The 23,719-nt window shown below is 55.2% G+C and carries 23 protein-coding genes; 7 read left to right on the top strand and 16 right to left on the bottom strand.

What is annotated here, in order from left to right; all coding sequences use genetic code 11:
- Positions 1-22: 22 nt before the first annotated feature.
- The 8 genes from VOI14_RS13940 to VOI14_RS13905 form a co-directional block, all read right to left on the bottom strand.
- On the bottom strand, positions 23-1,186 hold the full coding sequence (locus tag VOI14_RS13940) for a D-alanyl-D-alanine carboxypeptidase family protein (RefSeq protein WP_416361432.1): 1,164 nt from the start codon (positions 1,184-1,186) through the stop codon (positions 23-25).
- 57 nt (positions 1,187-1,243) lie between these two features.
- Positions 1,244-2,146, bottom strand: coding sequence for a septal ring lytic transglycosylase RlpA family protein (locus VOI14_RS13935; RefSeq protein ID WP_323752649.1), 903 nt, complete (start codon positions 2,144-2,146; stop codon positions 1,244-1,246).
- Positions 2,147-2,255: 109 nt separating this feature from the next.
- The gene (gene rodA, locus VOI14_RS13930; RefSeq protein WP_323752648.1) at positions 2,256-3,401 is read right to left on the bottom strand and encodes a rod shape-determining protein RodA; all 1,146 of its coding nucleotides are present in this window, start codon (positions 3,399-3,401) and stop codon (positions 2,256-2,258) included.
- Positions 3,401-5,299 (bottom strand): penicillin-binding protein 2, encoded by a 1,899-nt coding sequence (mrdA, locus tag VOI14_RS13925; protein WP_323752647.1) that lies wholly within the window; start codon positions 5,297-5,299, stop codon positions 3,401-3,403. Before mrdA ends, rodA begins: the two co-directional genes overlap by 1 nt.
- Before the next feature lie 8 nt (positions 5,300-5,307).
- Entirely contained in the window at positions 5,308-5,778 is a 471-nt protein-coding gene (gene rlmH / locus VOI14_RS13920) for a 23S rRNA (pseudouridine(1915)-N(3))-methyltransferase RlmH (protein WP_323752646.1), read from the bottom strand.
- Positions 5,779-5,780: 2 nt separating this feature from the next.
- Entirely contained in the window at positions 5,781-6,131 is a 351-nt protein-coding gene (gene rsfS, locus VOI14_RS13915) for a ribosome silencing factor (RefSeq protein ID WP_323752645.1), read from the bottom strand.
- Between the two features lie 70 nt (positions 6,132-6,201).
- Positions 6,202-6,852 (bottom strand): nicotinate-nucleotide adenylyltransferase, encoded by a 651-nt coding sequence (gene nadD / locus VOI14_RS13910; RefSeq protein ID WP_323752644.1) that lies wholly within the window; start codon positions 6,850-6,852, stop codon positions 6,202-6,204.
- A gap of 3 nt (positions 6,853-6,855) precedes the next feature.
- Complete coding sequence (locus tag VOI14_RS13905; protein ID WP_323752643.1) at positions 6,856-8,112, bottom strand: glutamate-5-semialdehyde dehydrogenase; 1,257 nt, start codon at positions 8,110-8,112, stop codon at positions 6,856-6,858.
- A gap of 144 nt (positions 8,113-8,256) precedes the next feature.
- Here VOI14_RS13905 and VOI14_RS13900 point away from each other — a divergent pair, with 144 nt between their 5' ends.
- From VOI14_RS13900 to VOI14_RS13890, 3 genes are read left to right on the top strand one after another with little or no spacing between them, the layout of a single operon-like run.
- Complete coding sequence (locus tag VOI14_RS13900; protein ID WP_323752642.1) at positions 8,257-9,264, top strand: GGDEF domain-containing protein; 1,008 nt, start codon at positions 8,257-8,259, stop codon at positions 9,262-9,264.
- Positions 9,261-10,259, top strand: a complete 999-nt coding sequence (locus VOI14_RS13895) for a GGDEF domain-containing protein (RefSeq protein ID WP_323752641.1) — start codon at positions 9,261-9,263, stop codon at positions 10,257-10,259. The genes VOI14_RS13900 and VOI14_RS13895 overlap by 4 nt, the downstream gene beginning before the upstream one ends.
- Positions 10,256-11,707 (top strand): bifunctional DedA family/phosphatase PAP2 family protein, encoded by a 1,452-nt coding sequence (locus VOI14_RS13890; RefSeq protein ID WP_323752640.1) that lies wholly within the window; start codon positions 10,256-10,258, stop codon positions 11,705-11,707. Before VOI14_RS13895 ends, VOI14_RS13890 begins: the two co-directional genes overlap by 4 nt.
- Here the strand turns inward: VOI14_RS13890 and VOI14_RS13885 are convergent.
- Both VOI14_RS13885 and VOI14_RS13880 read right to left on the bottom strand, forming a co-directional pair.
- Positions 11,704-12,285, bottom strand: a complete 582-nt coding sequence (locus VOI14_RS13885; protein WP_323752659.1) for an LON peptidase substrate-binding domain-containing protein — start codon at positions 12,283-12,285, stop codon at positions 11,704-11,706. The genes VOI14_RS13890 and VOI14_RS13885 overlap by 4 nt on opposite strands.
- A 45-nt stretch (positions 12,286-12,330) precedes the next feature.
- Positions 12,331-13,584, bottom strand: a complete 1,254-nt coding sequence (locus VOI14_RS13880; protein WP_323752639.1) for an HDOD domain-containing protein — start codon at positions 13,582-13,584, stop codon at positions 12,331-12,333.
- A gap of 162 nt (positions 13,585-13,746) precedes the next feature.
- Between VOI14_RS13880 and ilvD the strand changes: the two genes are divergently transcribed.
- Positions 13,747-15,582, top strand: coding sequence for a dihydroxy-acid dehydratase (gene ilvD / locus VOI14_RS13875; protein WP_323752638.1), 1,836 nt, complete (start codon positions 13,747-13,749; stop codon positions 15,580-15,582).
- Positions 15,583-15,645: 63 nt separating this feature from the next.
- Here ilvD and VOI14_RS13870 read toward each other — a convergent pair whose 3' ends face one another.
- Together VOI14_RS13870 and VOI14_RS13865 are read right to left on the bottom strand one after the other, a co-directional pair.
- Positions 15,646-16,053 carry a peptidoglycan-binding domain-containing protein gene (locus VOI14_RS13870; RefSeq protein ID WP_323752637.1) on the bottom strand — a complete coding sequence of 136 codons (408 nt, stop codon included), beginning with the start codon at positions 16,051-16,053 and terminating at the stop codon, positions 15,646-15,648.
- Positions 16,054-16,140: 87 nt separating this feature from the next.
- Positions 16,141-17,250, bottom strand: a complete 1,110-nt coding sequence (locus VOI14_RS13865) for an AI-2E family transporter (RefSeq protein WP_323752636.1) — start codon at positions 17,248-17,250, stop codon at positions 16,141-16,143.
- A gap of 118 nt (positions 17,251-17,368) precedes the next feature.
- On the opposite strand from VOI14_RS13865, the gene VOI14_RS13860 reads away from it, so the two are divergent.
- Entirely contained in the window at positions 17,369-17,728 is a 360-nt protein-coding gene (locus VOI14_RS13860; RefSeq protein ID WP_323752635.1) for a hypothetical protein, read from the top strand.
- 163 nt (positions 17,729-17,891) lie between these two features.
- Positions 17,892-18,791: a haloalkane dehalogenase gene (locus VOI14_RS13855; protein WP_323752634.1), complete on the top strand. Its 900-nt coding sequence runs from the start codon at positions 17,892-17,894 to the stop codon at positions 18,789-18,791.
- Between the two features lie 18 nt (positions 18,792-18,809).
- Here the strand turns inward: VOI14_RS13855 and VOI14_RS13850 are convergent, their stop codons facing one another.
- Entirely contained in the window at positions 18,810-19,598 is a 789-nt protein-coding gene (locus VOI14_RS13850; RefSeq protein WP_323752633.1) for a thioesterase family protein, read from the bottom strand.
- A gap of 197 nt (positions 19,599-19,795) precedes the next feature.
- Here VOI14_RS13850 and VOI14_RS13845 point away from each other — a divergent pair, with 197 nt between their 5' ends.
- The gene (locus VOI14_RS13845; protein ID WP_323752632.1) at positions 19,796-21,319 is read left to right on the top strand and encodes a DEAD/DEAH box helicase; all 1,524 of its coding nucleotides are present in this window, start codon (positions 19,796-19,798) and stop codon (positions 21,317-21,319) included.
- An 18-nt stretch (positions 21,320-21,337) separates the two neighbouring features.
- Here VOI14_RS13845 and VOI14_RS13840 read toward each other — a convergent pair whose 3' ends face one another.
- From VOI14_RS13840 to lgt, 3 genes are all read right to left on the bottom strand, one after another.
- A complete protein-coding gene (locus tag VOI14_RS13840; RefSeq protein ID WP_323752631.1) occupies positions 21,338-21,853 on the bottom strand; it encodes a dihydrofolate reductase in 516 nt (171 codons plus the stop codon).
- Between the two features lie 236 nt (positions 21,854-22,089).
- Positions 22,090-22,929, bottom strand: coding sequence for a thymidylate synthase (locus VOI14_RS13835; protein ID WP_323752630.1), 840 nt, complete (start codon positions 22,927-22,929; stop codon positions 22,090-22,092).
- On the bottom strand, positions 22,926-23,714 hold the full coding sequence (lgt, locus tag VOI14_RS13830) for a prolipoprotein diacylglyceryl transferase (protein WP_323752629.1): 789 nt from the start codon (positions 23,712-23,714) through the stop codon (positions 22,926-22,928). Before lgt ends, VOI14_RS13835 begins: the two co-directional genes overlap by 4 nt.
- Between the last annotated feature and the right edge of the window lie 5 nt (positions 23,715-23,719).

Below are 23,719 nucleotides of genomic sequence, written 5' to 3'. Positions count from 1 at the left end.
GTCGCGGACAATCCGCGCAGTCTTAATTGATTAGTTGAATGAAAAAGAGCTTGATGGAATCCCACAGGCGCTTGAACAGACCACCTTGCTCAATCTCAGTCAGTGCCAGAACCGGTTGTTCAACCACGGTCTCACCATCGAGCACCACACGAACTTGCCCCAGCTCCTGACCCATCTTAATGGGCGCTTTAATCACAGAATCAAGGTCGACCGTCGATTCCAGTTTACCTCGAGAGCCGCGAGGAATCGTTACGTATACGTCTTCCGCCATTCCGACAGACACTTCATCTGCAACACCACCCCAAACATCAGCCGCCATCAGTTCCTGACCCGCACGGAACAGACGCTCTGTTTCATAATAGCGGAAACCGTAGTTCAGCATCTTCTGAACTTCCTGAGCCCTGGCTGCGGAGCTACTGGTACCCATGACCGAAGCAATCAAGCGGGTTTCACCACGTTTCGCCGAAGCCACCAGGCAGTAACCTGCTTCTTCGGTGTGCCCGGTTTTCAAACCGTCAACGCTGTCATCACGCCACAACAAGGCGTTTCGGTTTGGCTGACGGATGTTGTTGTAGGTGAAATGCTTCTCTGCATAAATCGGGTAGTTCTCAGGGTAATCCTGGATGATTGCACGGGCCAGAAGCGCCAGATCGTAAGCCGTTGAGAAATGATCCTGAGCTGGCAATCCCGTTGCGTTCCGGAAGTGAGTATTGTTCATGCCGAGCAATTGAGCTTGCTGGTTCATGATGTCCACAAACGCTTCTTCACTGCCGGCAATAAATTCCGCCAATGCCACCGATGCGTCGTTGCCTGACTGAATAATTACGCCTTTCAGCAAATTGTGTACGGTCGCGCTGGTGCCTTCACGGAGAAAGGTACGCGAGCCTTCGGTGCGCCACGCGTTGACACTGATGGGCACGCTATCCTCCATGGAGATCCGCCCCTCATCCAGCTCACGCTCAACGATATAGGCCGTCATCATTTTAGTCAGACTGGCCGGCGGCAAACGTTCGTTGCTGTTGTGCTCCATGATCACGCGACCACTGAGCGGATCGAGCAGCACCCAGGAACTGCCTGCTATTTTAGGCGCCGAGGGTATGAGCACCGATTGCGCGGATGTCTGCGCGGAAAACACTGTCAAAGACAGAGCCAGAAAAAAGATTCGAGTAAACATTTTGAAAGCCATGGGTCGTTTCATTCGCTGTCAGAGGTTTGTCTTATGTGTGTTCTGAACTCAGGCGGTTCAGTGCGTATCCGTAAGCACAATGGAATTGCCAAAACCTTTAGATTCAATCAGGTTCTGGGCATACCGAGCGTCGTCTTCGTTCACAAACGGGCCAACTTGCACCCGGTGAAAGCGCCCGTTGCTCGTTGAGACTTGTCGAACCCTTACTGGATCATCAAGTTCTCGTTGCGCACGGGCGAGCATTGCGTTTGCAGGCTCCGGGCTGCCAAAAGCTCCCAACTGGACAAACAAAGCCTTACGAGCAGCTTCAGCAGCCGGCTCTTGGGGAGCAACAGATTCCACGGCAGGCTTGGCCATCACGGTCTCGCCGTTCGGATTATAGGGTTGCCCTGCCAAAAACATGGAGCCGTCGGGCTTTACAGTGATGGCCACCACTTCAACGCGAGCAGTCCCACGGGACTGATAACCCAGTTTCTTGGCGGCTGCGTACGACAAATCAATCAATCGGTCGCCATGAAACGGCCCGCGGTCATTCACCCGAACAACCACCGAGCGCCCATTATCCAGATTAGTCACTCTGGCATAGCTGGGGATGCGAAGTGATTTATGGGCAGCCGACATGCTGTACATGTTGAACACTTCGCCATTCGAGGTTTTATGGCCATGAAATTTTTGCCCGTACCAACTGGCGGTTCCCCGCTCCACATATCCGTCGTTGGTATCGACGACATGGTAGCTTTTACCCCAAACCTGATAGGGCGATTTATTACCTGCCCGACGGGGAGCCTCGTAGCGTGGTTCCGCATCTGCCAAGTCACTGACGTCAAAATCCCCGGCAGGAGCCCGATCTTGTTTCAAGGTGTATCTTGACGAATGGTCTACTTCTGGCGTGCTCGAGCAGCCAGCAACAGCCACTGCTATAACGGGCACCAAAAACCATGTCTTCAAAATGTTCGCCATAGCTGCGCGCAACTCATAGTGTTGGTTTGTCAGAGTTTTCTGACCTGCAATATTGTAACGGGTTCATGCGGGCCTTAACCATTACCGGGCCGCCATGATTCACCTTACTTCACGCAGTAATCATTCGGCGATGGGTGTGAATCGACATAAGCACACCAAAAGCCGCCATCAGCGTAACGCCCGACGTTCCACCATAGCTAATCAGGGGCAAAGGCACACCAACCACGGGCAGCAACCCACTGACCATTCCCACATTGACAAAGATGTAGATAAAGAAGGTCATGGTCAAAGCGCCGGCCAACAGGCGAGCATAGGAATCCTGAGCCGACACGGCAATGTACAAACAGCGCAGGATAATCAGGAAATACACCGCCATCAGCAACAACATGCCGACAAAGCCGAATTCTTCAGCCAGCACCGCAACGATAAAATCTGTGTGGCTTTCTGGCAAAAACTCCAGATGCGACTGAGTTCCCTGCAGCCAACCTTTGCCGTCCATGCCTCCCGAACCGATCGCAGTCTTCGACTGAATAATGTTCCACCCCGCCCCTAGCGGGTCACTTTGAGGGTCCAGCAAGGTGAGCACGCGCTGCTTTTGGTAATCCCTCATCACGAAAAACCACATCAGAGGCGCAGAGACCGACACCACACCAAAAAACGCTGTGATGAGTTTCCAACTCATGCCGGCAAAAAACACCACGAAAATACCAGCCATCCCCACCAGCAACGAGGTACCTAAATCAGGCTGCTGGACAATCAGGAACATGGGTAACAGTACAATGAACAGCCCGATCATCACTCGGCCAAAAGTGGGCGGCAAGTAATGACGAGACAAGTACCAGGCGGCCATCATCGGAACCACCAATTTCATCAATTCTGAGGGCTGAAACCTTGGCAGCCCTGGGATCGCCAGCCAACGCTGCGCGCCTTTGGCACCGACGCCCACCAGCAACACCGCCACCAAACCCACCAGCCCAAGCAAATACAACCAAGGCGACCAGCGCCGGAATACGGCAGGGTCCAACTGTGCAAACACCAGCATCACGCCAAAGGCCACGGCTAGCCGGATGCCCTGCGCTTTAACGACCTCAATATTTCTATCGGCACCACTGTAGAGAACAAACAGTCCACCACCGACGAGCGTCAAGAGGAGAAAAAGCAAGATCGGATCCAGGTGCAGTATGCTCCAGATGCTGCGCGACCGACCTAAACCAGCATCCCTCTGGGCACCCAGTAAATCATTCCCCAGCCCCATCAGAGCTCACTCCCATTCTGGTTCGACTGCCCCAGCAAACGTGCCGATTCTTCAGCGGGAAACTCTTCCAGCCAAGCGTCGAACAACCCCCGCGCAACCGGCGCTGCTACGCTACTGCCACCACCACCATTCTCGACAATGATCGCCACGGCGATTTTGGGATCGTCCGCCGGAGCAAAGCCAACAAACAACGCATGGTCTCGAAGGCGTTCCCGAATTTCTTCCGCATCGTATTCTTCATCTTGTCCCAGACTGAACACCTGCGCGGTACCGGTTTTGCCGGCCATTCGGTAGCTGGCCCCCTGCGCAGCTCTGCGGGCGGTGCCTCGCGAGCCGTGCATCACTTCTGCCATGGTATCGACAACGTATTCCCAATTTTCCGAATCCTTCAAAACCAGAGGATTGTGGGTTTCTTCGGGCAAAAACTCATCAGCCGACCGCTCACCACGAATGTCCTTTAACAAACGAGGCTCAACCCACTCACCGCGGTTAGCGACCAGGGCGGTTGCCGTCGCCAGCTGCAACGGTGTCGCCAAGAAGAACCCCTGACCGATCCCCATGTTGACAGAATCCCCGGGATACCAGCGCTCGTTGCGCATGGCGCGCTTCCAGTCATCGGATGGCAGCAGACCACTCAACGCGCCGGAGACATCCAGTGTTGCGTCTTCACCAAAGCCAAACGCGGACAAGTAATCGTGCATCGTATCGACACCCATCTCGACCGCCACATCGTAAAAATAGACATCACAGGATTGCGCCACTGCCTCTTTGAGGTCTACCCAGCCATGCCCCGCACGCTTCCAGTCACGGTAACGCCGCCCACCTTCACGCAACTGGTAATAGCCCGGATCCCAGATTTTTCTATCGCGGGTTGTCACCCCGCTGTCCAGTGCGGCCACTGCCATCATCGGTTTAATGGTTGATCCCGGCGGATACTGGCCTCGCAGCGCCCGGTTAAAAAGCGGCTTATCGTTGCTTTCACTCAGCGCGCGGTAGTCTGCCACGCTGATGCCCGTCACAAATTGATTGGTATCGAAACCGGGCACACTCGCCAGCGCCAGAATACCTCCTGTGGCTGGTTCAATCGCTACAATGGCCCCCCGACGTCCTTCCATGAGCTCATGCGCCTTGCGCTGAAGACGAAGGTCCAGGTGCAATTCCAGGTCTTCACCCGGCACCGGGTTTTCACGCTCCAATACGCGCAGAATGCGGCCACGGGCGTTGGTTTCAACGTGCTGATAGCCAACCCGACCGTGCAATACTTCTTCATAGAAGCGCTCGATCCCGGACTTGCCGATGTAGTTGGTACCCGCGTAGTTGACGGGATCGATCCGATTCAACTCTTCGCGGTTAATGCGGCCAACAAATCCCAGAGCATGGGCGGTGAGATCACTGTGGGGGTAGTAACGCACCAACTCCGCGGATACCTCTACGCCGGGGAACTCATGGCGATGCACGGCCATCTTGGCGATATCAGATTCACCCAGATCGTAAAACAGAGGGATTTCCTGAAACGGTCGCCTTGGTTCTTTCAATCGTTTTTTGAAGCGTTCGAGATCTTCGTCAGCAATCTCGATTATCCGCCCCAAGCGAGCCAAAGTGTCGTCAATCGGAGCGGCCCTTTCAGGCACAATCGTCAGACTGAAGACCGGCCGATTCTCAGCCATGAGCTCCCCGTTTCGGTCATAAACCAAACCTCGGGGTGGTGGCACCGACTGAACCTGAACACGATTTTTATCAGACAAAGTGGTGTAAATGTCGTGTTCAACGATCTGCAATTGATACATACGGGCCAGCAACCCGGTCATCAACAGCATGACAAACAGCAACATCACTAAAGCACGACGTTGAAATAACCGGCGTTCTGCCGCGGTGTCCTTGAATTCACCCCAAGCCATAGAAAACCCTAGGCCCGGTGATAAGGGTGATTACGTGTGATAGACCAGGCGCGATACAGCTGTTCTGCAAGCAGAATACGCACCAGAGGGTGAGGTAAAGTGAGGGGGGAGAGCGACCATTGTTGATCGGCACGTTGCCGGCAAGCTTCGGCTAAGCCATCGGGGCCACCCACCAAAAACGACACATCTTGACCATCTTGCTGCCAGCGCTCCAGCTGGCTCGCAAGTTTTTCTGTTGACCACGGGCGTCCACCTACCTCCAGAGCAACCACCCTGTCCCGTTGACCTACAGCCGAAAGAATAGAATCACTTTCACGCTGCATGAGTCTGGGGATATCAGGGTTTTTGCCGCGGTGAGGCATGGCAATTTCGGTCAACTCGAGGGGCAGCTCCGGTGGCATCCGGCGCGCATAATCGTTATACCCCGCAGTGACCCAGTCGGGCATCTTCTGCCCCACGCAGATCAATCGCAGGCGCATGATTACTCGCTGCCTGCCGCACCAACATCTGGAGCATCACGCCAGAAGCGTTCCAGATCGTAGAACTCCCGGGCTGCCGGCATCATCAGGTGCACAACCACGTCGCCCAGATCAACGAGAATCCAGTCGCTGCCCGGTGCACCTTCTACATTATTGGCTCGCATCCCCTGTTCCTTAGCTTCAATAACCACGGAATCGGCCAGTGATTTAACGTGCCGACTGGAGGTACCCGATGCGAGAACCATAAAATCAGTAACGCTGGTACGGTCACGAACATCAACCACGCTGATGTCCTGCGCTTTAATGTCTTCTAGCGCGTTTACGACCAGATCTTTCAGTTGTTCTGCCTGCATAATTACCCTGTGTTCCGGGCAGTGGCCCAGATGGCCGCCCGATTAGTGATATTCAGACGCGATTGTAGCACTAAAAGTTTCTGTCGGGGCAGGCACCGTAAAGGCCTTGCTCGTGAATTCTCTGCAACACTGAATCGGGCAGCAGGTAACGAACTGAATGCCCACCTGAAATTCGCTGGCGAATACCCGTCGCCGAAATATCAATTAGCGGTGAATCAAACTCTAAAATCTTGCCTGCCGGGGCCTGCCACAAGTCGCTGACAGTTTCTGCACGGCGCTCATCGAGCAAACAACTGGCCGCACTCCCCTCCGGCAGCTCAGAACCGGGACGGCTAACCACGACAATATGCGCCAACTCCGGGATTCCCCGCCACTCGCGCCACTGGTCAAAGCTGGCAAAGGCATCCGTACCCACGACCATCACCAAAGGCTGATGTGGGCCCAGCTCATGCCGCAATTGTCGCAGGGTATCCGCCGTATAGGACGCGCCTGCGCGCTGCAATTCACGATCATCAACACACAGCCGCGCTTCGCCCTCGATAGCAAGACAAATCATCTCGAGTCGCTGAGCAGAGGTTGCCCCGGTACCACTTCGGTGGGGCGGAATATGACAAGGCACCAGATTCACCCGCTCAACCTGCAGCGCATCGACCACCTCCAGCGCCAGCCTCAGGTGTCCGTGGTGGATCGGGTCGAAAGTTCCGCCGTAGATAACGTGCATCAATCAGGCCCGGATGTGGCCGTCACCGAACACCACATACTTTTGAGAGGTCAGACCGTGCAACCCAACCGGGCCACGGGCATGAATTTTATCGGTGGAGATGCCAATTTCCGCACCCAACCCATACTCAAAGCCGTCCGCAAAACGGGTCGAAGCGTTAACCATTACAGAGCTGGAATCCACTTCGGTGAGGAAGCGACGGGCTCGAGTGTAGTTTTCCGTAATGATGCTTTCTGTATGCTGAGAGCTATAGCTATTGATGTGATCAATGGCGCCACTCAGACCGTCCACCACACGCACTGCGAGAATCGGGGCGAGGTATTCGGCATGCCAATCGTCTTCAGTCGCCGCCACAATGCCGGGAAGAATGTTCAGTGTTCGTTCGCAACCGCGCAACTCCACACCCTTCGCATCGAATTCCGCCGCCAACAAAGGCAAGATATCCTCAGCAATCTCCTGATCCACCAACAACGTTTCCATGGTATTGCAGGTGCCGTAGCGATGGGTTTTGGCATTCACCGCGACCTTCAGCGCTTTCTCGGGATCGGCGTGACTATCAATGTATACGTGACAGACACCATCCAAGTGCTTGATAACCGGCACTTTGGCATCCTGAGAGATACGTTCAATCAGCCCCTTCCCGCCCCGAGGCACAATCACATCCACATACTGAGGCATGGTAATCAACTCACCAACGGCGTCACGGTCTGTGGTTTCAACCACCTGGACCGCAGTTTCCGGCAATCCCGCAGCAGCCAGTCCCTGAGCAATACAGGCAGCCACAGCCTGATTGGAGTGAATGGCCTCAGAGCCACCCCGCAAAATCGTCGCATTTCCGGATTTCAGACAAAGACTGGCGGCTTCAACGGTCACATTCGGCCTGGATTCATAAATGATGCCGATTACGCCCAGCGGTACGCGCATTTTCCCGACCTGTATCCCGGACGGACGATAGTTCATGTCGGTAATCTCACCGACCGGATCCGGCAAACCAGCAACCTGTTTCAGGCCTTCGATCATGGTATCGATACGGGCCGGGGTCAGTTCTAATCGATCCAGCATGGCAGCATCAAGCCCGTTCGACCGTCCGCTCTCCAGGTCTTTCTGGTTGGCCTGAGCAAGCTCCGCCCTGGCACTATCGAGTGCGTCTGCGGTGGCTAAGAGCGCACGATTCCTCACCTCAGTCGTTGATCTGGCAACTCCTCGTGCGGCGGCCCGAGCCTGCTGGCCCAACTCCGTCATATACGCTGCAACGTTCATTGATATACCTTCTTAATATGCAAGCTGAATCTAAAACCGGTGGGTTACTTTACCTTTCCCGTTTCAAGTCCGCACCTCAAACGACTATTATACCGCTGCACAGAATTCAATATTCTACGAATGTGCCGGTATAGGACTGTCACCATGCCCCAGTTGGCCGAAAAATTTCTGCCTAGCAAGCTCTCTAAAATAGGCTTTATTGTTCTGGCGTTAACCGCAGCGGGCTTTGCCGCATTAAAAGAACCCCTGGCCGCGGCCGCGGCCGCGTCTACGGCAGGCCTGTTCCTGACGGGTATGCAGGGCAACCGTCGCAGACAAACGGTGCCTGGGCCCCAACTGCGCACTCTATTTTTTATCAGCCTCAACTTAGCCCTGTTTGCCGCGCTATGGCGTGGACCTTGGGTGTTGAGTCACTGGCTCTATGCACTCCCCTTAATCACCTTCGGGTTTGTTCCAGCCTACCCCGCAACGATCATTACCGTCGCGGGGGTGATTTTCGTGGTGTCCAGCACTCAATGGGTCACCACTCTTCCCGACCGCCACCAGATGATCAGCGCCTTTGTCCTATCCACTTTGCTCGGCGCTATTCTGATCTTTCTACAAAAATACAAAGATCGCCAACTCAAGCCCTTGCGGCGCACGGACAGGCTGACACAAGCTGCGAGCAGAGAGTATCTGTCTGCAGATTTACACAAAGAAATACAGCGTAGCGAACGCGAAGGCACTCACCTCTCCGCCATGGCCATCGGTCTCGATGCCCACGTAAGCGACACCGCTCCGGATGCCGATATAAGCGCCATTCTGCCTCGCATCGGGCGATACCTGCATTCGCAGCTTCGGGATTTCGACACTTACTACCGCATGGCCGACCTGCAGTTCCTGGCCATTCTTCCGGGCTCCAATACCGCCGAAGCCGCTGATACCGCTGAACGCATTCGGAACGGTCTATGCACGATCATGGCCTCCCATGGCCTGAAACTGACCGTCAGTGCTGGCGTGGCTGGCCTCAACATTGGCGATGATGCCGACAGCCTGCAAATCAGCGCATCTAATGCTCTAAGGCGCGCCCAGCAACACGGTGGCAACCGGACACAGACCTACAGCAATCCGGTGCCCAGCGACCGTTCAGGCACCAAGGGAGCAGCACGATGACAGAAACCCGACTGCGGACCTGGACTCATGGCGCGGCATACACGCTGGCTGCCGTTTTCATCAGCGCGCTGGCGCTTCAGAATTTACGCTACGGTTTTTATCAATTGTTCTACCTTGCGTCGATTATGGCGACATTGCTATTCGCGGGCCTGATCTATACGTTTATTTCCCGGCGCCAGCAACTGTCAGCCCCGGGGCATCTGATCATTCTCAGTTTTTTAAACTTTGGATTATTAATCTCCTGCTTAACCCTCGATGCGCCGGGCATCAGTCACTGGGCAATGCCCCTACTCGTGCTTAACCTGACCATTCTGCCCCTTCGTCAGGGCTTGGCACTGTCAGTTTTGCTAATCGCAACCGTTTCAGTCTCGCTATGGCTCCAGCAACCATTCTCTGACGCCCTGATAGCGAGCTCTGGCCTGTGCCTCATGCTGGCGGTGGTCGGGTTCTATATTCGGGGCTATGACGACATGGCCCAATCCGCTCAAAATCTGGCCACCACGGACCCCATCACCGGCGCGCATAACGCTCGATTTCTTGATGAAACGCTGCAAAAAGAAATCAGCAGAGCCATTGCCACCGGTCACCCCCTATCCGTTGTCAGCATAGGCCTGAGCCACTCGGAAGAAATCCGAGACCTGCACGGAAAAGCGGGGCTGCAAAATTTGCTAAAAAACATGACTGAGCACTTGTTCGAAACCATACGAACCGGCGACACCTTGTACATCGTCAATGAGTCTGAGTTTTTCCTGATCCTCCCCTTCACACCCGAGGAAGGTGTTCGGGTTATTGCCGAGCGCATTCGTCGCAGCATCCTCGAGCACGACTGGCCGGAAGTTGGCAAAGTCTCCGTGAGCCTCGGCTGCACCACTCGCGGCAACGGAGACACCAGCACTTACTCACTGCGCTCGCGGGCCACGAATGCCATGGAAGAAGCAAACAAAAGAGGCGCCAATTCAGCCTGGTTTAGCCCCGGAGAACCCGTTAAAGCATGACTGAAACCTGGCTCAACGATGCAACCGCATGGGTAGCAGCCAACCCGGGCTGGCTAGCGCTAGCCCTTGCTGCCACAGCATTTATTGAATCCCTGGCAGTCGCCGGCATTATTGTGCCCGGCGTGGCGATGCTGTTCGCCTTTGCCGCTTTGGCTGGAAAATCAGGCATGCCACTCCCTGAAGCACTGGCCTGGGCCGGCGTTGGCGCTGTGGCGGGAGACGTGCTGAGCTTTGCAATCGGAAGGATGCTACAGGGGCGTCTACATTCGGTCTGGCCATTGAGCCGCTACCCAAACTTGCTCGTCCGTGGCGAGACATTTTTTCATGCTCACGGCGGAAAAAGTGTGATTATCGGACGGTTTGTAGGGCCTATCCGCCCCATCATCCCTCTGATCGCCGGCGCCTTCTACATGCCTTGGCAACGCTTTTTATTGTTCAACCTGCTATCTGCGGTGGGCTGGGCTGTGACTTACATCTTACCGGGCTATCTGGTCGGTGCAGCGCTTGCTAGCGGCATCAAACCACCCCCTCACTTCTATCTGGTTCTGGGCATCAGCGGTGCCGCCTTACTTGCCGTGTATATCATCGCACTCCGGATGCGCCTGGGCCTCGGCGAGGGCAGTCGCCTGTATCACTGGCTGGAATCACGAATGGCGGCCTACGATGCCACGCATCGATTCTGGCGTTTATACACCAGTGCTCGCCCGGCCCATCGCGGCGAATTTCCGCTCCCGTCGTTGATGATGGCCACCGCAGCTCTGGCACTGTTTCTAATTCTGGCGCAACTGGTCACGCTCAGTAGCCACCTATTCCTGCTCAACCAACAGGTTAGCGAATGGTTCCAATTGCTCCGGCAGCCGCTTCTGGACCTGCCGATGATGGCCTTCACTCTCGCCGGAGACCCTCCGGTGCTGACTGCAGCCGCGGTTCTAGCAACCCTCAGTCTGGCATTCAGAGGCTACTATGCCGCAGCGATCCACATTGCCACGGCCGCGCTACTGACGATGGTCAGTGTCTGGCTACTCAAGGCCGGCATCGGCATCAGCCGGCCGGATCAGGTGTTCAGGCCTCCAGAATCTGGCGCATTTCCAAGTGGCCACACCGCCGGCGCAACCGTGCTTGTCACACTGGCCGCCAGCTTTATTGCCGGCGAGAACCTTCAAAAACAACGCTGGCAAAGCTATGTATTACTGTCGCTACCGCTGATCCCAATTGCACTCAGCAGACTGTACCTCGGGGTTCACTGGTTCACGGACGTGTTAGGCGGATTCTTTCTGGGGCTGGTGATAACCGGTGTCATCAGGGCGAGCTATAGCCGCTTTGACCGGGTGCCAATCAAGACTGAAGCCATTTCGTGGATAGCGCTCATTGGCTGGCTGCTATTTGTTGTTCTTTATATCAGCGAGCACTGGGAAGTCGCACTGCTGAGCTATGCACCAAAACTCTAGCCATCGCCTTCGAGCGCCTCTAGAAGGCGCTGAAGCCGGTCGAGCCGTTCCAAGGGATCTTGCAACTCGGCCAAACACTGCTTTTCATGGGTGTCCAGTGGCAACAACTCCGTGAGACGCCAGCCAACATGCCGTGCGTCTTCATAGTCCACTTTCATGTCCAGATTCTTTATCGCCGGATGTCGAAACAAAGCCCGCAGTACCGAAGGTAGCTCGTGATAGCGTTCGGGAACATCGCTCTCAGCTTCTGCCATCAAACATTCCACGTCCCCCAGATTCAGCCCATCTTCTTGTTGCCATGTCCGGACCACCGACACCTTGCTATCACCTTCTACCGTGATGCCCAACAAGCCGTTATCCAGCTGCTGAAAATCGATTATTCGCACATAGGTTCCGATATCGTAAAAAGCGGCAGTCTTCGAAGTTTCGGGGCCATCCTGCAACAGGACAATGACAAAACCGCGGTCTTCCTTAAGGCAGCGGCTCAACATGTCGATATAACGAGGCTCAAACAGCTGCAGCGGAATGCGCCCTTGAGGCAAGACAACTGAGTTCAGTGGAAATAGAGGCACATTCATATGAGTTTCAGTCACTGCAAAGCAGACCCCGGATCAGGTGTTAATTTAACGGTTAGACAGAAGCTTCTGAGCTTCGGTTACCCGCTCTCGGGCTTCACTGAGTAGTTGAAGACTCCGGGAAGCATTCAGCTCCAATTCACCCAAGCGCCGCCAAGCAGGCACCTCATCAAACGCAGGTAAACCGGCACTCTGGCCGGAACCAATCATGGCGTGCATTTGAGCCACAATGACGATATCCACAAGCTGAGGCGCAGACTGACGGCACTCATAACGCCAATCTTCAGCGTAACGAGCCGCTTCAATAAAGGTTTTAGGGAACGACCAGTTTTCAAGTACAGCGCAACTGACATCGGCTCGCAGTTCCGAGATAGCGTGCTGCAGATTTTTTTCATCTGCGAACAGATTGACGTGTTTCTCAGCCTGCACGAGCACAGGAACCACGCCAACATCGTGCAACAACCCCGCCAGCATAGCTTCTTCAGGATCGACACCCGTTGTATGGTCTGCCAACACCCAACACAGAGCAGCTACCTCTCGTGAATGCTGCCACAAGGCTTCCAGCTCTTTCTTCAATGTTGGCTGCTGGGTTTTGAACACCTCCCGCATGGCGAACACCGTCACCAATTGCCGTGTTGTTCGCATCCCCAAGCGGACGACCGTTTCCCGTACGTTTCTAACCTCACTGAAGCCCCGGTATAGTGGGCTGTTGCATGCTCGGACCAGTTTCGCAGCCATCGAGGGGTCGGCCGACACCGCTCCAGCCACTTCGACCGCTCCAGCGTCTTCCCGGTCCACAATCCGGCGAACTTTCCAAGCGACATCCGGCACACTTGGCAGTTGCACCTGGTTCGAACGCAGTTGCGCGTAGAACTCCATCAATAATTGGTGCTCTTCGCTCTCACCGCCCTCATCGACCGATGATGCCATTCCGACCTGAGCGACCGGCGCATCACGCAACAGCTGGTTGAGGGTTTCCTGCTCAACCACCAGAAATTCACAAAGCTCTAACGCCTTTACGTCGTACATTCTCGGCTGAAGCCGCGCAATCGGATTGACGGCTTTGTCCGTTCCCGCCTGAATCACCGAATTTCGGCCGTCATGGGACGCCAACTGAACCGAGCCGGAAATCAAAAAGTAATCCAGCCCGTCCCGCACACCGCGCTCAAGAATTTTCGCGCCACGTTTAAACGTACGGCGCTCGGCGCGATTAGCCAACACCACTAATTGCCCGTCTGTCAGCCGGCCGAGGGGATTGAAGTCTTTCAATCGACGAAGTGTTAGCCGCTCCTGGCTTCCCATAATCAAACTCTCAAAAAAATGAATGTTCGTTGTTACACATTGTAATCACACGCTGCCAAAACAGCCATGCGAACGCATCGAATCTGGTATCCTCTAATTTTTACAGCACCAACCGCTTTAAATATAGCGTTAATAAGATCATTCGGGAGAGAAAAGTACATCATGCCCCAGTATCGTTCGCACACGTCGACAGCCGGCCGGAACATGGCCGGAGCCCGCGCTCTATGGCGCGCAACCGGTATGAAAAACGAGGATTTCGGCAAACCGATCATCGCCGTTGTTAACTCATTCACCCAATTTGTGCCGGGTCATGTTCACTTGAAAGATCTGGGCCAGCTGGTCTGCCGTGAAATTGAAGAGGCCGGTGGTGTAGCCAAAGAATTCAACACTATCGCGGTCGACGACGGTATCGCCATGGGGCACGACGGCATGCTTTATTCCTTGCCGTCCCGCGAAATCATCGCAGACTCGGTCGAATACATGGCCAACGCACATTGCGCCGACGCACTGGTGTGCATATCCAACTGCGACAAGATCACCCCGGGGATGCTGATGGCCGCGCTGCGCCTGAATATCCCGGCCATTTTCGTTTCCGGCGGGCCGATGGAAGCGGGCAAAACCAAGCTGTCCGAAAACAAGCTCGACCTCGTCGACGCCATGGTGATCGCCGCTGACCCAACCGCCAGCGACGAGAAAGTAGCCGAATACGAGCGCAGCGCCTGCCCAACGTGCGGCTCCTGCTCCGGCATGTTCACCGCCAACTCCATGAACTGTCTGGCCGAGGCCATTGGCCTGGCACTACCGGGCAACGGCTCCATGCTGGCGACTCACGCCGACCGCGAGCAACTGTTCCTGAAGGCCGGCCGCCAGATTGTGGAAAATACCCGGCGCTATTACGAGCAGGATGATGACAGCGTATTGCCCCGCAGCATCGCGTCACTCGAATCATTCAAAAATGCCATGGTGATGGACATTGCCATGGGCGGTTCGACCAACACCATCCTGCATCTGCTTGCTGCAGCTCAGGAAGGCGAAGTGAACTTCGATTTGGCGGACATCGACCGCTTGTCCCGGGAAGTGCCACAGCTGTGTAAAGTGGCACCGAACTCACCGAAATACCACATGGAAGACGTTCACCGTGCGGGCGGCATCATGGGCATTTTGGGCGAACTTGACCGCGGCGGACTGATCAATACCAATTTGCCAACTGTTCACAGCAAGACCATGAAAGAAGCCCTGAAAACCTGGGACATCATGCAGTCGCCCACACCTGAAGTGATCGAATTCTACAAAGCGGGACCTGCTGGCATTCCAACACAGACGGCCTTCAGCCAAAGCACTCGCTGGCCCAGCCTCGACGGTGACCGGGAAAACGGTTGTATCCGTTCTGTTGAAAGCGCCTACTCATCCGAAGGCGGCCTTGCCGTGCTGTACGGCAACATCGCGCTGGACGGCTGCGTGGTGAAAACCGCCGGGGTAGATGAAAGCATCTTTGTCTTTGAGGGCAAAGCTCGAGTCTTCGAAAGCCAGGACTCTGCCGTTGCTGGCATTCTGGACGATGAAGTGAAGTCTGGCGACGTGGTCATCATCCGGTACGAAGGTCCTCGCGGCGGGCCCGGCATGCAGGAAATGCTCTACCCCACCAGTTACCTGAAATCCAAAGGACTGGGCAAAGAGTGCGCGCTGTTGACCGACGGCCGATTCTCAGGTGGCACCTCAGGTCTGTCTATCGGTCACGCGTCACCCGAAGCCGCAGCCGGAGGCGCTATTGGCCTGATCGAAGACGGTGACACCATTCTGATCGACATCCCGAACCGTTCGATCAACGTACAGCTCAGCGATGACGAATTGAATGAGCGCCGCAGCAAGCGAGACGCCAAAGGTTGGAAGCCAGACCAACCAAGAGAGCGCAAGGTCTCAGCAGCACTCAAGGCCTACGCTCTGCTAGCGACCAGTGCCGACAAGGGCGCTGTTAGAGATTTATCCAAGCTGGACTGACAGCCGCAACAAAAAAGCCCGGCTCATGTCTGAGCCGGGCTTTTTTCATGTACCGCCGGTCGATCACCAGAGCGACCATGCCCCATCATCTTTTTCCGTTTCTTCAGACTTCTCCGCAGCCGGTTTCGCGACTGCTTTTTCTGATTCCGCTGACGAAGCAGGGGCTGGAGCAGCGCTGCCGCCACTGGTAGAAGCAGCCAGTTGAACCGGAACCATGCCCAGAGCTTTCTCCGTTTCCTCGGTCACAATACCGTTGGATTTCAGCCCTTGATCCTTCTGAAAACGCACCAGTTCGGCACGGGTTGTATCATCCATAGCTGGGCTAACGTTTGTTATGTTATAGCCCGCACCGTATAACGCATGCTTAAGTGCAACTGTGTCATTGGCCTGAGCCGACGAAGCCAGCCCCGCCATCGTGATTGCCCCGACCAGCAGCGTCGACTTACCGAAATGACGTGCAACTGTTTTCATGGTTCTCACCTGCTCTACTCCTGATACCTGTCTAGTTATTATGTTGTGGCGCCAAACCCACCTATGACGAAAAAACCGTAACATATCTTAGTGATCCGAACCGTGATCACTGTCCCGCAACAAAGTCTTAGTCTTAGTCTTAGCCTCAGACTCAGCCCCTTCACTAAACTCCCGGATAAAAATGCCCCAGAAAGCCATGAACAATGCCGCAACCAGAGGCCCCATCACGAACCCATTGATACCAAACATAGCGATACCACCCAGCGTTGACAGCAGCACCAAATAATCCGGCAGCTTGGTGTCGCGTCCGACCAGAATCGGACGTAGCAGATTATCTGCCAAGCCAATCACCACCACGCCAAACACTGTCAACACAGTGGCCGACACAAGGTCGCCGACCGCGGCCAGATAGATGGCGGCCGGCACCCACACGATCGCCGCACCAACCGCCGGCAACAGCGAAACAATTGCCATGACCACCCCCCACAGCAGCGCACCCGTGATACCGAGCACAGCGAAAATGATGCCACCCAACGCACCCTGAATAATCGCAATCAGGAGGTTGCCCTTGACCGTCGCCCGGGTTACCTCTGCAAACTTGGCAAACAACAAACGCTCCCGCTCATCGCCAAGCGGCAACGCCTTGATCATCAATTCCACCAGTTTGCTGCCATCCCGAAGGAGGAAAAACGCCAGGTAGATCATGAGCGCCAGCCCGAGGAAGAACTGGAAGGTGTTCTGCCCGAAACCCAACGCCTGCTTGGCCAAAAACTGGCTACCGCCCAGAAATGCATTAACTGTGCGATCCCGGAGCTCTCCAACATTGATATCAAATTGCGCAAGGAATGCCTGAATAGCAGGGAACGAGTTGTTGACCTGATCGATATACTCACCAGGGCGAATCTCACCTTCCTGAATCTTTTGATAGATCCCTACACCCTCGCCGATCATCGCCGCGCCGAGTATCAGGACCGGAATAATGACGATCACCAAGCACACAAAAAGGGTAATAAGCGCATTGGTATTCGGCCTATCGCCTAGCCGCTTATGGAGAAGGTGCTGAACCGGATGGAAGATCAATGCAATCGCTACAGCCCAAAAAATGGGGCCGAAGAATGGTTTCATCAGCAAAACGAATGCTAAGGAAACGCCCACCAGCATCGCCAGAAAAGTTCGTGTTTCAAGCTTGGCGTACATATCGGATAAGACCTTCAAACGGGAGGATAAAAGGAAGCTAACACTACCACGAGAGCGTGGCCACTGTAGCCACCTTCGCGTTATAGTTGACGGTTATTGAGCAACCATCGAATTCGTTATGCCACTGCCTGCTGAAAACTTCAGTATCGAAACGGCGCTTGACGCAGCCACGGAATTGCGACGAGTGCTCGCCGCCCGCACCCATCGCCGAAAGGTCATGGGACAGGAAGTTCTCGTGCCTGGACAGCTAGGGGAGGCCTTGCAGCTGCCCAAAATCATCAACCGCCTCACCAGCAAACAACAACGCTATCGAGATCTGGGCTTGAACGACTTTCAGGAACTCTGGCCTACACTGTCGGCCCGCACCCGGGAGAGGGTGCTGGACGCTATTGGCTGGTACGACCCCAAACAACTTGACTGGGACGACAAAAGATCCAATCGTCGCCCCCTGGTCGACCCGGACGATGACGCTGTCTAACACGTTTACGCACTAAAACAGAGCGTTTTGACAACGCCCAGATTCAAACTGACAACGCTCTGTTACGCAACTCAAACAAACAAATTGCCCATCTGTTTTATTCTGAATGCCTAAGATTGTCGACCGGCAGTCACGCACCCAATCAGTTAGGACAGTCGATGGCATGCGTATCCTGAGAACCGACGAAGCCCGCTTCGAAGGACTACCGGATTACCCGTTTCTTCCGAATTATCAGGAGGTCGAACCCGGCCTGCGAATGCATTTCGTGGACGAAGGCACTGCGGATGGTGTCCCTGTGATTTTGTTGCACGGCGAGCCCACGTGGTCATACCTATACCGCCATATGATCCCCACCATTGCGGCAGCCGGCCACCGGGTTCTGGCACCGGATCTGATCGGTTTTGGAAAATCAGACAAACCCGCAGCACTCACCGACTATTCTTACGATAACCACTTACGCTGGCTTTCCGCTTGGCTGGAAGAACTCGACATTCGGGGCGCAACGCTCGTCTGTCAAAACTGGGGGTCACTGCTTGGATTGAGGCTGGCCGCAGACAACCCGCACAGATTTAATCGCATCATCGTTGGAAACGGCATGCTGCCTACCGGCGAGGCTCGAGTATCAACCGCATTTAAAGTCTGGAAAGCGTTTGCTAGCCGCAGCCCCTGGTTTCCTGTCAGTAAAATTGTCCAACTGGGCACCGAAAGAGCACTGTCAAAGCTAGAACTGGCCGCTTACGAAGCACCTTTTCCACGGGATGAATACAAAGGCGGGGCGCGCTCCTTCCCGACCCTGATCCCCACGTCTCAGGCCGATACCTCCAGTGCGGCAAACCGCGAAGCCTGGCGTAGGCTCGAAAAGTGGCGCAAACCTTTTATCACCTGCTTCAGTAGCGGCGATCCAATCACCCGGGGCGTTGACCGTCACATGCAGCGGCGCATACCCGGCGCCTACGGGCAGCCTCACATGACGCTCCCCGGCGGGCACTTCCTGCAAGAAGACTCGCCGGGCGCATTTGCGAGAGTGATTATTGACGCCCTGAAACATGAAATGGCTGCCTGACTGCAGCCAATCCCGTCATCAACCGAATACCGTTACCGCTTGCCTGCTGAGCGCTACCAGCTCGCCACTGGCTGTCCAAATTTCGGCATGGGTATGGCCGTAACCTGAACCGGCCTGATCGACCGTGGCCCGGTACAGCAACCAGTCGCCTGGTTTAAGCGCAGGCCTCGGGTGGACAATTTCCAAGTTCCAGCTCAGTGAGCTAGCCGGAACCCGTTCCTTCAAGTGCGGCAAGATGGCCGGCGGCCATGCGTCTGCCAACGCAATAATGTGAGCATCGGTCAACGTCTCCGGCGCTTCGCGGAACTGCATCCAGCCACCCATTTCTCGCCCACCTTTGCCAGAAAACGGCATATTTCCATACACCCAACGCATTTCAATGTGCTGAGTAAACTCCGGTGTCACGCCCTTTATGTAAGGAAGCTCAGGACATTCTTCGGCAGGTTTGGCACTGGGGCCCGCCAAAGGAGCCACCTGAACCGCAGACTCACGATCACCCCCGAAACTTCCCAAACACACCAGACGAGGCTCGCCATTCTGAACAATACGACCCATAACCTGAGAGGCCGCTTTTCCTTCTCGCAGCAGCTCCACTTCAAAAACTGCCGGAACGCCTGGCTCAACCGGCCCGACAAAAGACACCTGCAAAGCACGAACGGCTCGCCCGGGGGCTACTTTGGAGGCCATCACTTCATAAGTTAGCGCAGCAACCACGCCACCAAAACTCGCTCTACCCTGCCCCCAACTCGCGGGAATCACCACCTCAAGACCTTGCCGTACACCCTCTAATAACTCGTCAAAACCCATACCTTCTCTCCGATCGTTAGCCTGCAAACGACAGAGATTGCCCAATTTCCTGACCGGTGGCAAGACAACGGTCCCGGCAACTACCTACCTGACCTACAGCATAAAATATGTCAATAGCGCCACAAAAAGACTATAATCTTCCAAAATCATGCATTGCGCTTGCGCAGTGTCATATCCTCCGAATACCGAGTACATTCATGTCAGAATTGTCTTTTGCCGAACTGGGGCTGGACCCAGCTGTCCTGGAAGCCGTCTCCGCTGTTGGCTACGAAAAACCATCGCCCATCCAGGCACAATCCATTCCCGCCCTGCTGGCCGGCAACCATTTATTGGGTGTTGCCCAGACCGGCACCGGAAAAACTGCGGCTTTCGCCCTACCATTGCTGAGCCGCATTGACCCGAACATTGCCCAACCACAAATTCTCGTGTTGGCCCCTACCCGCGAACTTGCAATCCAGGTAGCCGAAGCCTTCACCACTTACGCTAGTAAGTTCCGCCAATTCCACGTCCTGCCGATCTACGGCGGCCAAGACTTCGCCCCGCAGATTCGCGGCCTGAAGCGCGGCGCTCAAGTGATCGTAGGTACGCCCGGCCGTATGCTGGATCACCTGCGCAAAGGCACCCTGAGACTGGAAAACCTAAAAGCTCTGGTTCTTGATGAAGCCGACGAAATGCTCCGCATGGGCTTTATTGACGATGTTGAGGCCATTCTGTCCAAAACACCGCCGAACTGTCAGCGCGCTTTGTTCTCCGCAACTATGCCGCCGCAGATCAAGAAAGTGGCCCAGACTTACCTGAAGAACGCCACCGAAGTTCGCATCGAAAGCGAAACTCGTACTGTTGAGCGTATTTCTCAGTTCGTATTGCCGGTTTACGCCGAGCGCAAACTCGACGCTTTGACCCGCATTCTGGAAGTTGAGCCGTTTGATGCCGCGATCATCTTCGTGCGTACCAAAGCGGAAACCTCTTTGCTCGCAGAAAAACTGTCAGCCCGCGGCCACGCCGTCGCGCCTCTGAGCGGCGACCTGAACCAGCGTCAACGCGAGCAAACAGTTGAAGATCTCAAGCGTGGCAAAAAAGACATCATCATTGCCACCGACGTAGCGGCTCGTGGTCTGGACGTATCCAGGATCACCCACGTTATCAACTACGACGTGCCCTACGACACTGAAGCCTATATCCACCGCGTAGGCCGTACCGGCCGTGCAGGTCGTACGGGCAAAGCAATCTTGCTAGTTACACCACGCGAACGCAGCTGGTTGCGCACCCTGGAGCGCGCCACCAACTCGCCTATGGAACCGTACCAACTGCCTTCGCCTGCCGCATTGCAGCAGATGCGCGTAGAGCAGTTTGAAGCGCAGCTTCTGGGCTTCACCGATGATCCCCGTGCAGCTAAAGCCATTGCCTTACTGGACGACATCGCCGAACGCAACGACATGGATATCACCGCAGTAGCGGGTGCCTTGGCGTGCTGGATGGAAGCGTCTCAGCCAGATTCACTGCCTCTTGAGCAGCCTGAAGCCCTGCCTGAAGTTTCCTCAGCGCCACCACGTCGCAGAGGCGGCCCTTCCGGAAAAGGTAATTTCCGCAAAGGCGGTCCCAGCAAGAGCTTCCGTAAGGATGGCAAGCCAGGCGGTCCTCGCAAAGACGGCGGTAAAGGTCGCCCTGGCGGCGGCAAGCCCGGTGGAAAACCTGGCCCTAAGCGCGCTCCGCGCTCATAGGCCACTTAGCGTAACCGGTCAGCTCGACCGGTTACGCTGATAAACGACAAAGCTGTAGTCGTACGGATTATTATCAGACGCGGAGAAATCTTCGCGTCCGATCTCTTCCCACTCATCCCAGTTCACTTCCGGAAAGTAGGCATCCCCGTCAACTTCCGCGTGCACCTGCGTGATATAAATCCGGTCGACCATGGGCAAAGCTTCTCCGTAGATCTGCCCACCGCCAATAATCATCACTTCTTCGCCACCATCCAGTTCAGCCTGAGCTTCGGCTTTCAGCAGAGCCGCATCCAACGATGCCGCGGACACCGTACCTGTTGGTGCCTCCCACTCCGGATTGCGCGAAATAACCACATTCATCCGCCCCGGCAACGGCCGCCCAATGGAATCCCAGGTTTTCCGGCCCATGATAATGGGCTTACCCATGGTGGCTTCTTTGAAATACCGCAGATCCCCCGGCAAATACCAAGGCAGCGCATTGTTCCGACCGATAACCCGGTTTCGGGCCATGGCTACGATGAGTGCTTTTCTCATTTTGGTTAATTCCTAATTTTTCGGAGTTAGCAAAGAGCCGACTTCATTCAAACTAAGCGCTTTAACGCCCAGACACCCGAATGCATAGAGATGCTGACGCGGATAAGGGGGCGAGCTCTCCAACAATGTGCACAGCCATGGATGGCGAAGCAGAAGCGTCACAAGGATGTGCCGAAGGAGCGGTTTTAGGAGAGCTCGCCCCGCTTATTCGCCACCACCCAAATCGAAAACAGAGGTCAAATAGCAATAGGCGCTTTAATTCCAGGATAAGGGTCGTAACCCTCAAATTCGAAATCTTCTAACTCGTAATCAAAAATTGAATCAGGCTTACGCTTGATCACCAGCGTCGGCAAAGCCTTTGGCTCACGTTTCAACTGCTCAAACACAATATCGTCGGTCAGGTGATTCTGATACAGATGACAGTCTCCGAAAGTATGCACAAACTCACCTACTTCCAGACCACACTGCTGAGCAATCATGTGCGTCAACAACGCATAAGACGCGATATTGAAAGGCACACCCAGGAACAGATCCGCACTGCGCTGATACAGCTGACAAGAGAGCTTGCCATCGATCACATAGAACTGGAACAAACAGTGGCAAGGAGCTAATGCCATGCGCCCTTCCCGCACATTATCCTGCGGGCCAGTGGATTCATCCGGCAGCTCAGCCGGGTTCCAGGCCGAAACAATCAAACGCCGGGAGTTTGGCTTGTTGCGGATCTGATCGATCACTTCACTGATCTGGTCAATCACGCCGCCATCGTGGCACTGCCAGCTGCGCCACTGCTTGCCATAGATCGGCCCCAGTTCACCATTCTCCAACGCCCACTCATTCCAGATCGACACCTTGCGCTCTTTCAGCCAGTTGTTATCCGTTGATCCCTTCAGGAACCACAACAACTCGTAGATGATGCTGCGCAGATGTACTTTCTTGGTGGTCACCAACGGAAAGCCTTGCTGCAGATCAAAGCGAATCTGCCGACCAAACACCGAGCGGGTTCCCACGCCAGTGCGATCGCCTTTATCGAATCCGTTATCAACCACGTCTTGCATCAAGTCGAGGTAGGCTTTCATGATTTTTCTCTCCGATAAGCAATGGCAATCAAGACCGCGCCGGCAATGATCATCGGCAAGGACAACACCTGCCCCATGGTGACCCAATCGAAGGCAAGATAACCCAGGTGAGCATCCGGCAAGCGAACAAATTCGACCAGAAAACGGAACACGCCGTAACACAACAAAAACAGACCAGAGACCGCCATCTTCGGCCGTTCTTTGGCCGAGAACCACCAAAGAATGGCAAACAGCGCAACGCCCTCCAGCGCCACTTGGTATAGCTGGGACGGGTGCCGGGCCAGCGCATCTTGCGCTTGTGGGAAGACCATGCCCCAGGGCAGGTCCGTGGGTTTGCCCCACAGTTCGCCATTGATGAAATTACCCACCCGGCCAGCGCCTAAGCCCACCGGCACCAACGGAGCCACGAAGTCGGCGATTTTCCAGAACCCGGCGCCGGTTTTACGGCCGTACCACACCATGGCCACCATGACGCCTAACAGACCGCCGTGAAAGGCCATACCCCCTTCCCAAACCCGCAACAGCCAGAGTGGGTCAGCAAGGAAGGTATCAAAGTTATAAAACACCACGTACCCGAAGCGGCCTCCCAGGATGACCCCAAGCGCCATGTAAAAAACCAGATCGCCGACCTGCTCTTCTTTCAGGGGCGACCAAGGTTTCCGGCTGCGAATGTTGCCTAGCCACCAGGCGGCGGCAAAGCCCACCAGGTAAGTCAGGCCGTACCAATGAATTTTGAGGGGACCGATCGAGATCGCGACCGGATCAATCTGTGGGTGTTGCAACATGGACA

Origin of the sequence: Marinobacter sp. (assembly GCF_034669625.1) — a bacterium.
In the GTDB taxonomy this organism is placed as follows: Bacteria; Pseudomonadota; Gammaproteobacteria; order Pseudomonadales; family Oleiphilaceae; genus Marinobacter.
Note: the sequence above shows the minus strand (reverse complement) of the source record. Positions and strands in the feature narration are given on the sequence as shown.